This window comes from Pseudopedobacter beijingensis, from assembly GCF_042678145.1.
Lineage (GTDB): Bacteria > Bacteroidota > Bacteroidia > Sphingobacteriales > Sphingobacteriaceae > Pseudopedobacter > Pseudopedobacter beijingensis.
In genome coordinates this window covers 44,719-57,910 of the sequence record NZ_JBHUDG010000050.1, presented here as the reverse complement: position 1 = coordinate 57,910, position 13,192 = coordinate 44,719, and the positions used below count along the sequence as shown (strand labels likewise).

7 protein-coding genes are annotated in these 13,192 nt (G+C 38.5%); all 7 read left to right on the top strand.

Going from position 1 to position 13,192, the window contains the following annotated elements:
* Positions 1 to 158 precede the first annotated feature (158 nt).
* From ACFSAH_RS17820 to ACFSAH_RS17790, 7 genes are read left to right on the top strand one after another with little or no spacing between them, the layout of a single operon-like run.
* Positions 159 to 3,548 carry a TonB-dependent receptor gene (locus ACFSAH_RS17820; RefSeq protein WP_379664102.1) on the top strand — a complete coding sequence of 1,130 codons (3,390 nt, stop codon included), beginning with the start codon at positions 159 to 161 and terminating at the stop codon, positions 3,546 to 3,548.
* 11 nt (positions 3,549 to 3,559) lie between these two features.
* A complete protein-coding gene (locus tag ACFSAH_RS17815; RefSeq protein WP_379664101.1) occupies positions 3,560 to 5,395 on the top strand; it encodes a RagB/SusD family nutrient uptake outer membrane protein in 1,836 nt (611 codons plus the stop codon).
* 19 nt (positions 5,396 to 5,414) lie between these two features.
* Entirely contained in the window at positions 5,415 to 6,344 is a 930-nt protein-coding gene (locus ACFSAH_RS17810) for a DUF5017 domain-containing protein (RefSeq protein WP_379664100.1), read from the top strand.
* A gap of 4 nt (positions 6,345 to 6,348) precedes the next feature.
* Positions 6,349 to 8,307, top strand: a complete 1,959-nt coding sequence (locus ACFSAH_RS17805; RefSeq protein WP_379664099.1) for a sialate O-acetylesterase — start codon at positions 6,349 to 6,351, stop codon at positions 8,305 to 8,307.
* A gap of 11 nt (positions 8,308 to 8,318) precedes the next feature.
* On the top strand, positions 8,319 to 10,301 hold the full coding sequence (locus ACFSAH_RS17800; protein ID WP_379664098.1) for an SUMF1/EgtB/PvdO family nonheme iron enzyme: 1,983 nt from the start codon (positions 8,319 to 8,321) through the stop codon (positions 10,299 to 10,301).
* A gap of 40 nt (positions 10,302 to 10,341) precedes the next feature.
* Positions 10,342 to 11,994, top strand: coding sequence for a T9SS type A sorting domain-containing protein (locus tag ACFSAH_RS17795; RefSeq protein WP_379664097.1), 1,653 nt, complete (start codon positions 10,342 to 10,344; stop codon positions 11,992 to 11,994).
* A 19-nt stretch (positions 11,995 to 12,013) separates the two neighbouring features.
* Complete coding sequence (locus ACFSAH_RS17790; protein ID WP_379664096.1) at positions 12,014 to 13,111, top strand: hypothetical protein; 1,098 nt, start codon at positions 12,014 to 12,016, stop codon at positions 13,109 to 13,111.
* Positions 13,112 to 13,192: the final 81 nt, after the last annotated feature.

Below are 13,192 nucleotides of genomic sequence, written 5' to 3'. Positions count from 1 at the left end.
TATCAGGAACGTTGCGACCGTCCCTGATATCATGTTAAGCCGTTAATAAAAGTTTTGTAGACAATCTTAATTAAAAACCTAACAATCAAATGTACAAAAAAATAAAAAAATGCATTTGCGGAGACCGCTATGTGCCATTATTCAAAATATTCCTCACCATGAAATTAGCTTTCATATTGTTGTTAACTGGTTTTTTACACGTTAACGCCTCAAGTTTTGCCCAAAAAATAAACATAAACAAAAAGAATGTCTTGTTGATGGATGTATTGAAAGAGATCAGGGAGCAAAGTGGTTATAACATCTTGTTTACCGGTGGAGCAGTCAAAAATCAGGTTGTGCAATCAATAGATCTGTTCAATGCTTCGATAGATGAAGCCATGAACAAAAGTCTGGGCGGTTTAGGTCTGACTTATAAAATAGTGGACAAAAACATTGTTATTTCAAGAATAAGAGAAGAAGATCCCAGGCAACCTAAGGCAATTCCGGTGACGGGTAAAGTTACAGATGAAAAAGGTGAAGCACTGGCAGGGGTAGCTGTTAAGGTGAAAAATGCTCAAACAGGTGCTGTAACAGATGCTAATGGAACGTATAAAATAACGGTAAACAGCACAGAAAGTGTTTTGGTATACTCTTTCATAGGTTTTACTTCTCAGGAACGTAAGGTTGGTAATGATAAATCTATCAATATCATTTTAAAAGAACAAAGTACCGCGCTAAACCAGATTGTGGTTATAGGATATGGTGAAGTTGCCCGCAAAGATCTTACAGGAGCAGTTAGCGAGGTAAATGTAAAAGATATAGTAAAAGCTCCTGTGCCATCCTTTATGGAAGCATTGGCAGGCCGGGTTGCAGGCGTAAGCGTATCGGCAAATGACGGACAGCCAGGTTCTGAAATGAATATTGTAATAAGAGGAGCAAATTCATTAACGCAAACCAATGCTCCTTTATATGTCATAGATGGGTTTCCTGTAGAAGATATGTCAAGCGCAGCAATCAATCCGGATGATATAGAAATATTAAATATTTTGAAAGATGCTTCATCGACAGCAGTTTACGGAGCAAGGGGAGCCAACGGAGTAGTGGTAATAGAAACTAAAAAAGGTAAGATAGGAAAGCCTATTGTTACATTTAACAGTTCTGTTGGGGTACATAACGTAACTAAGCAAATGGAGATGATGTCTTCTTATGACTTTGTAAAATACCAGTTGGAATTAAACGAAAGCAGGGCAACCAACAGGTATTTGAGCGACAGGACACTGGATGATTATAAAAACATTGAGGGCGTAGACTGGCAGGGGAAAATTCTTAGAACAGCAGTAGTACAAAACCATAACCTCGCTATCAGAGGCGGAAATCCTCAAACGAAGTATTCTGTATCAGGTTCTTTGTTTAAACAACCGGGAGTGATTAATAATACGGGATTTAACCGCACACAGTTCAGAGCTTCATTAGACCAGACCATCAGTAAAAAAATATCAGCGGGATTTAACGCTAACTTCGGAAGCCTTTTAAATTATGGGCAATTAGTTGCAGCAGGTGAAGGAAATACCTCAACCTATTTATTATACAGAACCTGGGGCTACAGGCCTGTAAATGGCAATGCTAATTTCGATCTGGAGAACGATATCGTAGACCCCGAAAATATCCAAACTGCCGATATCCGGTTAAACCCATATATCACCAGCAATAATGATTATACCCGAAACCGGATTATAGACCTGATAGCAAACGCTTATATAAAATATGATATTGCCAAAGGGCTTACATTAAGAATAACCGGAAGCGCAAAAGGGAACAACCAGCGTAGAAGCATTTTCTATAATTCCAATACTACACAGGGTTCATCGTTAAACCCGTCCAATAAGTTTGGTGTTAATGGAAACATTCGTTACTCAGACACTTTCAATTGGTCTAACCAAAATACCTTGACATGGAACAAAACTTACAATAAAATCCACAAGCTAACTGCAATGGCAGGAACTTCTATACAGGAAAACCAGGTTGACCAATATGGATATGGAGCGATAAATATAGACAGGGAAGAATTAGGTATGTCTGGTTTAGAAACAGGTGATTTATATAGCGCTATTGCCCTATCTACAGGAAATACGTTGGCATCTTTCTATGGTAGGATAAATTATGGATTTAGGTCTAAGTATTTGCTTACAGCGACTTTCAGAGCAGATGGTTCTTCTAAATTTGCCAAAGGTCACCAGTGGGGATATTTTCCTTCCGGCGCATTTGCCTGGAATATGCATGAAGAAGACTTGATAAAAAATATTCCGGCAGTATCCAATTCTAAACTAAGAATTAGCTACGGGCTTACGGGAAATAACAGGATTGCTGATTTTGCGTATCTGTCAAGTTTAAATATGCTGGCTTCAGCTTCTTATTCGTTTAATAATCAGCAGCCAATAAGAGGGATTATTTCTACTAATCTGGGCGACACCGATCTGAAATGGGAAAGTACCGCGCAAACAGATATTGGATGGGATTTAGGGCTTTTTAAAGATAAAATCCAGCTTACAGTAGATTTTTATTCAAAAACAACTAAAGATTTATTGCTGTACGCCAATTTTCCGGCAACCACAGGCTATTTACAGGCTTATAAGAATGTAGGATCGGTAAGGAACAGGGGCATGGAATTTTCTTTAAACACCAGCAACATCCGAAAAAAAGATTTCTCGTGGTCCAGCAATTTTAATATCAGTTTTAACGATAGTAAAGTGCTGGAACTGGCTAATGGCGACAAGAATTTATTCAGCACTGTCAGCTTCTTTTCCACATATAACGGAAACCCATTATATCTGGCCAGAGTAGGACAACCTATGGGCCAGTTTTATGGATATGTTTTTGACGGTGTCTATCAGCTTGACCATTTTGATAATCCTGCCCCGGGGCAATATGTTCTTAAAAAAGAATATCCAAGTAATGCCAGTGCTACCGATAGAGATAATATCCAACCGGGAGATATCAGGTATAAAGATCTGAATGGAGATGGCGTTATCAACTCCAATGACATGACAGTAATTGGTCGGGCGTTGCCTATACATACAGGTGGTTTCAATAATAATTTCTCTTACAAAAACTTCGACCTCAACGTGTTTTTTCAATGGTCTTATGGGAATCAGATTTTTAATGCAAACCGTTTAATTTTTGATGGAAATGGACCAAAAGCACTGGATCTAAATCAGTTCGCTTCATACAGTAATAGGTGGACTCCTGAAAACCCATCTAATACGACTTACCGTACCGGAGGTCAAGGACCACAAGGTATATATTCTTCAAGAGTTCTGGAAGATGGATCGTTTTTACGCTTGAAAACGGTAGCTCTGGCTTATTCGTTTCCAAAAAGGATAATCAAATCGATGTATTTGAGTGAACTGAAACTGAATATAGCTGCGCAAAACCTCATTACCTGGACAAAATATTCAGGAATGGATCCCGAAGTTTCAGTAAGGAATAACGTTCCAACCACTCCGGGTTTTGACTACTCGGCCTATCCTATGGCCAGAACAATAGTATTTGGTATTAATGCAACTTTTTAAAATTAGAAATCATGAAATTGAAAATATTAATAACCTTGATAGTTTTCCAAACGATTTTTTCCGGTTGCGAAAAGTTTTTAGACGTAAAGCCTAAAGATATTCTGATACCTGAAACCTCTTATGATACGGAGCAGGATCTTGACCATTCATTAGCAGCAGTATATGATATTTTAGGAAACAATGCTTTATATGGAGGACAGATCTTGTTTAATTATGGATTAGATGGTGATGATGGGTACTGTAGCAGGGTATCTGCTACTACAGGACCAATGTTATATGACTTTACGTCTTCAGACCCTTTGGTAACTAATCACTGGAATATCCTGTATATCGGGATAAACCGGGCAAACCTGCTATTGGAAAACATAGATAATAATTTGTCTATATCAGAAGTTGTTAGAGATAGGGTAAGGGGTGAAGCAAGGTTTTTAAGGGCATACTTTTATTTCTTATTAGTGCAAACTTATGGAGAGGTACCTATTGTATTGTCTTCAACCAAATCGACATCAAATACAGACATAGCAAAATCTTCTGTCAAAGAAGTTTATGATGTAATCTTAAAAGACATGGAATATGCTGAAGCGCATGTAAAAGATATTTCTGAGCTGGGGTATAGCGGACGTGTCAACAAATCGGCTGTAAGAGGAATTTTGGCGAGGGTTTGTCTGTTTATGGCCGGATATCCGTTAAAAGATGTATCGAAATATGAAGACGCCAAAAACTGGGCATGGAAAGTCATTAGCGATACTAAAGCGAATCATCAGCTTAACCCCGTTTATTCTCAAACATTTATTAATTACGCTAAAGATATCTACAACATTAAAGAGAGTATCTGGGAAGTAGAGTTTTATGCCAATATAGCTAATGGTTTTGATGAAACCGGTTGGAACGGTTATGTAAACTCTCCCGGTTTAAGATCAGGGAATACCAATTTAAGCCTTTCTTATGTTGCTGCAACAGCTAATTTGTATTACAGGTACGAATTAGGAGATATGAGAAGAGATTGGTGTATTGCCAATTTTAGTTACAATGCTACCGGAGGTAAAACCTTTTCTAATTCTACAACTTATGCTTCGCTGTTTACACGCCCGGCGGCAAAGTTCAGGAGAGAATATGAGCTGGGTGAAAAAATCCCGTATGCAACCCCGCAGAACTTTCCTATCCTAAGGTTTTCAGATGTGTTGCTGATGTATGCAGAAGCTTTAAATGAAATTTCTTTCGGTAATAAGGATGAGGCTGTTAAATATATGGAAATGGTAAGAGAGCGGGCATACGTAAAGAAAGGTGGTGTTAAATCCTTTACTATTACCAATAAAGGAAGTAATTATTCTGTTGTACCTACCATTACGCTTACGGGCGGAGGTGGAACCGGAGCAAAAGCCTATGCTACATTAAATTCATCTAAGCAACTGTCACAAATACTATTGGAAAGAGATGGCGAAACGGGAGCTATTTTCGGAGAAGGTTATACTTCTGCACCAACAGTTACCATAACTGTTCCTTCCGGAGCTACAGGATCTGGAGGAGTTGCAACTGCTGTAATTTTTGATGGCTCTGAATATAAAGTACCAACGGCATCTGCAACTGATCAGGAAGCTTTAAGAAAGTTTATTCAGGCCGAAAGATCAAGAGAACTGGCATTTGAATGTTTGAGGAAGGCAGACCTGATTCGTTGGGGAAAATTTCTTGACAATATGCAGGATGTTTACAATACCATCAGCCAACAAGTACCAACTGCAGGTTATATAGACAGGTACAAAAATGTAAACAGTAAACATTTGTTATGGCCTATTCCATCAAGAGAGTTAAGTCTTAACAGTAAACTAAAGCAAAATAATAACTGGTAAAAATATTAAAATGAGTACAATGAAATTAAAGTATTTCTTTTTCATAGTAATGCTATTGGCAGGTTCTGCCTGTAAAAAAGAAAATCGTTTAAAACTGGACGAGCTCGATTTCGATGTTTCTGCCAGTACAACAGAAGTTTCAGTAAATGAAAACGTAGATTTTTATTTCACAGGCAATGCTGAGTCATTAAGCTTCTATTCGGGTGAGTTCCTAAACGATTATAATTTTAAAGATGGGAGGACGCTGGATGTTACAGGAGGACAAACCATGTCTTTTATGTCTGCAGTAGATAAAGGAACACAAGTAGATCAATTATCGGTATGGGCCAGTATTGATTTTGATGGTAACTACGAGCGTATAGAAAGTGTACACGAGGCAAGTTGGATAGATATTACCAACCGTTTTGTACTAGGGACTAATAATGCATTTCTAGCTTCTGGGGAAAAGGATATCACTGATATTTACGAAAAAGGAAAGCCTTTGTATATAGCTTACAAGTACAATACGCGTTCGCAATTGGATTTTGGAGATGCCAGAATATGGATGATACAGGATTTTAAGATACAGGGACTAACAGATAAAGGAAAGCAACAAATTTTAAAGCTCAACGAAGCAGGTTTTCGTATTGTGGATGAAAATCCGGTGAGCTACCCGGCAAGATCTGTGGTTACCACATCCAGAATTACCATGCAGGGAAATGAGTACACAGAAAACTGGTCTCCGTCTGGTCTGCATTGGGCAATCAGTAAACCTATGTATTTAGAAAAATTGGATTTTGGACCAGACAGAGCTATTGCTCTTAAGGGGAGTGAAAATCCTATGCCCGATGTTTATAGCCACAAGTTTACTCAACCCGGAACTTACGAAGTGACGTTTATCGGGTCGGTGCAAAACATCAATAAGAAAAAAGAAAACATCAAAACAATTACAATTAAAGTAAATCCCTAATAAAATGCTTGGAAATTATTTTAGAAGATCTATCCTGCTATTGTTATTTGCTGCTCCCCAATTTTTACAGGCAAAAATAGTTTTACCTGCTTTAGTAGGCGATGGTATGGTTTTACAAAGAGATGTTGTGGTTCCGGTATGGGGGTGGGCAAATCCGGGTGAAGCCGTTCAAATCCTATTTAAAGGAAAGTTTTATGAAACAAAAGCGGACCCTAAAGGATATTGGAAATTGCATTTAGATAAGCAAACAGCAGCAACCGCTTTGCAGATGGTTGTAAAAGGAGAAAAGGACGAAATTACCATTGGAAATATTGCCATAGGGGATGTTTGGGTATGTTCAGGTCAATCCAACATGTACATGAAAATAAAAGATTTGGGAGATGCCTATACATTAAAGCCAGATGATAACATTCCACAGATCAGATCTATAGAAGTAGCAAAAGTAACAAGTTTTAAGCCGGAAGAGAACTTTAAAAGTATAGGATGGCGAGAGGCAACTCCTATGCATTTGCCTGCTTTTTCTGCAGTAGCCTATTTTTTCGCTAAAGAGCTTTATCAAAAAAATCAGGTGCCCATTGGTTTAATTAGTACTAGTTGGGGAGGAACCAAAGCTGAAGCCTGGGTAAGTTTAGAAGGTTTAAAGGAACTTCCGCACTATATCAGCAGGTACAATAATGTTAAAGAACCGGCATTCAGAGAATCAATCTTACAAAAAGAGAAAGACGATATAACTAGCTGGTCAAATCAGGTCAGGGTATTAGATAAAGGTTTTCAATCTCCTAAAACATGGAATACTCCAGGTTTTGATGACTCGTCGTGGAAGCGAATGATTTTACCGGCCTATTGGGAGAAACAACCTGAATTGAGAAACTATGATGGGGTGGTTTGGTTTAGGAAAGAAGTAGAACTTACTAAAGCGGATCTGGGTAAACGCAGCACATTATTTCTTTCTTATATAGATGAGCTGGACAGTACTTATGTAAACGGTAAACTGGTTGGGGCTACCTATGGTAGAAATAATATCAGAAAATATGCAGTTTCTGAAGACCTTTTAGTAGAAGGGAAAAATGTAATTACGGTGAGGGTAACGGATTGGGGTGGCCCGGGTGGTTTTAGTAATGGACCTGATGGGATGAAGATAGTAGTGGGTGAAAGGTTAATTAACCTGAATAATGAATGGGCATATAAAGAAAGTCTACCGTTGAAAGACATGCCTAAATATCCGCGTACAGACAAAATTGTACTGCAATATGAACCGTCTTTGCTTTACAATGCCATGATATCCCCTTTAACTAATTATGCTATAAAGGGAGTAATCTGGTATCAGGGAGAATCTAATACGGATAAAGCAGAAGAATACAGCAAGCTATTGCCTGCTCTTATTAAAGACTGGAGAAGCGTATGGAAACAAGGTGATTTTCCCTTTTTGTATGTTCAGCTACCTAATTACGGAGCTTATAGTTTAAATGTGCAGGAAAGTAATTGGGCAAGTTTACGGGAAGCTCAATTAAAAACACTTTCTGTACCTAATACCGGAATGGTGGTAACCATAGATGTTGGTGAGGAGAAAGACCTGCATCCTAAGAATAAATGGGAAATAGGAAAAAGGTTGGCTATAGCTGCACAAAAAGTGGCTTATGGAAATAATAAGATTGTTTTTTCTGGCCCTGTATATAAAGAGATGAAGGTTACAGGTGCAGAGGCTAGAATTACATTTGACCATATAGGATCTGGCCTGGTATCAAGAGATAGTAATATTTTACAAGGATTTTTTATAGCGGGTGAAGATGGGCTTTTTAAACAAGCTAATGCCCGAATAGAAAAGAATCAGGTAATAGTATGGCACAATACAGTTACAAAACCTGTTGCCGTAAGATATGCATGGCAGGATAACCCATATAAAAGCAACCTGATTAACAAAGAGGGACTTCCTGCATCCCCATTTAGAACAGACAAACCATAAATACATTAGTTATGAGAAAGTTGAGTTTGATTTATTGTCTATTAATACTTGTTCTGAAAGCTAATGCACAACAGCTTAATTCTATTGGATTAGAAATGGTAGATATTAAACCGGGCAAGTTTCTGATGGGCGATTACGCTTATGGAGAAAATAGAGACGAAAGTCCGGCACATATTGTAAATATATCCAGGCCGTTTAGAATTTCTTCAACGGAAATTACTAATGCACAATATGAACAGTTTAACCCCTCGCATTCAAAAATGAGGGGTAAAAATGGCTTTTCTACAGAAGATGATGAAGCTGCTATTTATGTAAGTTATGGCGAAGCTGTAAAGTTTTGTGAATGGCTTTCTAAAAAGGAGGGTAAAACGTACAGATTGCCTACCGAAGCAGAATGGGAATATGTGTGTAAAGCAGGAACCTTAAGTCCTTATGCTATTGGAGACAGGGTTTTGCCTAAAGAATTTCTTAAAAACCAGGATATTATTTGGGAACCCAAACCTGTTTCGCTTAAAGTAAAACAAACCAAGCCCAATGCATGGGGAGTGTATGATATGCATGGAAATGTAGAGGAATGGTGTTTGGATTGGTATGGTAAATATACTGTAGCGGAAAAGATGGATCCGGCAGGTTATACCAATGGCCTATACCGGGTAACCAGAGGTGGCAGTCATGGTACACCAGTTAAGTATTTACGTTCGGCAAACAGGGCAGCACTTATTCCCGAAGATAAGACACTTTATACAGGTTTTAGAGTGGTTGAGGTAACGGAAAAGTTGAAACCAACTTCTTTTATGGCAGAACCTATGGTAAAGAGTATTGTTGCAAAAGTTCCGTTTAAATGGAATTTAGTAGATAAACCGGTTTTTATGGAACCGCTTACCTATGTACATACAGATCAGGTTGGGAAAAATGATTTTATGTATCACCACAATCACTGTCCTGCAGTAAGCTGGCTGCCTAACGGCGATTTATTGGCTATCTGGTTTTCTACAGAAGATGAAAAAGGAAAAGAAATGACCATTCTGTCTAGCCGAATGAAGGCAGGAGATAAAAAATGGTCTGATCCCGAATTGTTTTTTAAAGTTCCCGATAGAAATATGACCGGTTCTTCGCTGTTTTACGATCAGCAGAAAGATGTTTTATACCATATGAATGGGGTAGAAGCAGCAGGGACCTGGCAAAATCTGGCATTGGTACAAAGAGAAAGTAAAGATAATGGTTCTACCTGGTCTAAGCCTGTATTTGCGAACCCAGAGCATGAATTGGGAAATCAGGTTATAGCAGGGATGTTTAAAACCAAGGAAGGTTGGTTAGTGCAACCTAGCGACGCTACACCAAAAGTAAGAGGAGGTAGCGTAATTCATCTATCAAAAGATAATGGAAAAACATGGATTAATCCTGCCGGTAGCTTAGGACAAACGCCCAATTTTAAACAGGGTGCGGAGGGAAATATTATAGCCGGAATACATGCCGGTGTTGTACAGTTGCAAAATGGAGACCTGATGGCTTTTGGTAGGGATGATAATATAAAAATAGACAATAGCTATTACATGCCTATGAGTTTATCTAAGAATGGGGGACAATCATGGACTTATCAGGCAACCGAATTCCCTCCCATATCCAGTGGTCAGCGTTTGGTTTTAAGAAGATTAAATGAAGGAGCTTTATTGTTGATTTCTTTTACTGATGCCAGCATAACCAACAGAAAGGGGATGCAGTTTATACGAAAAGACGGAACAACTTATACTGGTTACGGTATGTATGCCGCCGTTTCTTTTGACGATGGCAAAACCTGGCCAGTAAAAAAGTTGATTACTGATGGTAAAGAGAGGTTTCTGAATGGCGGAGGTTTTACAGGTTATTTCAGAATGGACGGGCAATATGCAGAACCAAAGGGTTATCTGGCAGCCACCCAAAGCCCTGATAATATAATTCATTTGTTCAGTAGTGCATTACACTATAGGTTTAATTTGAAATGGTTAATGGATTAATAAACAGATTGTAATCAATTTATAACTAAAATAAATCAATATGAAAAGAACACTTTTACTTTTAGGTTTTGCATTGTTTGCTAAACTTTGTGCAGCACAGAATTTTACAGAAGGTAATCTGGTACTTTATCGCTTGGGGCATACAGATGGTTCAAGTCCAATCAATACCACGACATCTTCTGTGCCCATTTATCTGGAAGAGTATAGCATATCTGGCACAACATTAACCTGGAAACAGGATATAGCATTGCCAACCACTACAATAAGTGGCAATAAACGTATTGTAGCCGTAGGCAATGCCACTGTTGAGGGAAAAATGACCCGTTCTGCCGATGGAAGATTTTTAGTTGTGCCCGGCTATGATCAGGCATTGGGAGCAGATGCCAATAATTCCGCTGCAGCTACTGTTAACAGGGTAGTCGCTTTGGTTGATTATCAGAAAAATATCAATACTACCACTTCGCTTAATAATCCAAATGATGGCAATAGTTTTAGAGCGGCAACATCTTACGATGGCACTAATGTATGGACTGCCGGTGGAGGAACGGGGTCGGTTACGGGCGGCGTTTGGACTGCCAGCTCGGGTGTCGTAACTGCAACCCGTTTGGGTGGTGCCAGTTACCATCAGTTAAGGGTTTTTAAAGAGAATTTATATGTAGCGGCGGGAGACCAGATATACCAGATAACCGGAATGCCAACCAGTGCAACACCAACCCCTACTTTTACCAATAGGTCTGGAACTTCAAGCGGTGCAAACCGTCAGGCATTTACCATGGTAGAAGTAGGAACAACCGGCGTGGTTTATGTGTTAAAATATGGTTCCGGAGCATTCGAAGTTGAAAAATTTAGCATGAACTATCCCACCAATGATGGTTGGACTGCAAGAGGCTCATATGTCTGCCCTGTAAGTTCTTACGGAACAGCTATTGAAGCAAGGATAGTGAATAATAAGGTAGAATTGTTTGTGGTAAGTAGTGCAGCAAGTACAGTAACTGCTCAAGCCAAACTATATAAAATTACAGATGCAGCTGGTGCTACATCCAATATTAGTATCGAAGAAACATCGCCTACGTTATTAAAAACTTGGGATAACACCTATAATATCAGGGGGATAGCTTGGGCTCCTGTGAAAAATTCTGTTCTTCCTGTTAAGTTAACAGATTTTAAAGCAACACACATTGGTTCTGCCGTACAACTTAGTTGGACAACCGCTTCGGAAAAAGATAACGATTACTTTGAAGTATTAAAATCTACAGGCGATAGTTTTAAACTAGTAGATAAAGTAAAAGGAAACGGAACCACAGATCAAATAAGTAATTATAACTATACAGATAAAGAGCTATCATCCGGTACTGTATACTATCAATTAAGACAGATAGATAAAAATGGCCAGGTCGAACTTTCGTCTGTGCTATCTGTAAAGCCAGCAAGGCTTGCAGCAGAATCGAAAATACAGGTTCAGGCATCTTTGTCGGCTCAACAAGTAACTGTTAATTTCAATTCGTCTACAGCAGGTCAGGCGCAACTTACAATCAGAGATATTTCAGGAAAACTTATAACTACCAAAGCTATAGTTGTTGGAGTTGGAGAAAACTCTTTCACCATACCTGTTACTTTATCACAAGCTGTATATCTAACAGTTATTTCAAAATCAGGAAAAACACAAACAGTAAAATTTATACCTAATAAATAAAAATCACAGACAAAATATCATGAATAAATTTAGTAGAAAAGCCATTACGTTAGTGGCTATGTTTGGATCCATTACAGGTTCAGCATTAGCCCAATCAGCCAAGCCGTTTAAAAAAGATAATCTGGTTATTTACCGCATAGGCGATATGCACTCGGGATCAGATATCAACACTTATAATGCCTGTCCCATTTATCTGGATGAATATAACGTTTCCGGAGAGAAACCTGTATTGGTGCAATCTATTGGCTTACCAACCAAAACTATAGGAGAAAATAAACGTATAGTTGCCGTAGGTAAAGAGGTATGGTCTGGTTGGATTAGCCTTTCGAATGATGGTCAGCACATAGTGGTACCAGGTTATGATGCCAGTTTGGGTACCGAAATAGCTAACAAACCAGCAGAAAGTGTTAATAGGGTAGCTGCCTTAGTAGGAGTTGATGGAAGTGTGAATTCCTCATTTGTATTGAGTAATGCATTTAATAACAGTGCTTTTCGCTCCGTTGCAACTATTGATGGTTCTGAAATTTGGGCTGCCGGTGGTGGAGGTATCAATAATGGAGGGATTTTTTATCTTAAGAAGGGAGAGCAACAAGGTGTTAATATCGGGGGAGCCACTTTTATGCAGATAAAATATGTAGATGGAGATTTATTAGCTTGCGAAAAAGCAAGAATTTATAAAATTGGAAGTGGAAAAGTTACGGAAGCCCCTAAAAAATTTACTAACCTTACCGGAGACCCGATATTTACAGATGCGACAAGTTTTGCCTTTGTAAATGTAGACAAAACAGGAAATAATCCTCAGAAAGTTTTGTATTTGCTGTCTTATAACAATGGAGTGGCTAAATATTCTATGGTTAAAAATAAGTGGGAACTGAATGGTATTTACAAAGATGAGAGTATAACTAAAGGAAATGCCATAGAAGGAAAGTTAGTTGATGGAAAGATAAAACTTTATGTGATAAGTACTGGAAATACCAGAGGTGGAGACGGAAAACTGATAGAGATTATTGATAATGCAGGACATGGACAGGATATTGATGGATCTTCAAAACTGTTATTGAAATCGGCAGAAAATCAAACTTTCAGAAGCTTAAGCTGGGCTCCTGTAAAGAAATAACAATTACTATATATTCGGAAGAGAGTGTTTAGGGAGACTTCTCTGTCAGGCTGAGGTACTCGAAATGAAGAGATACTTCGA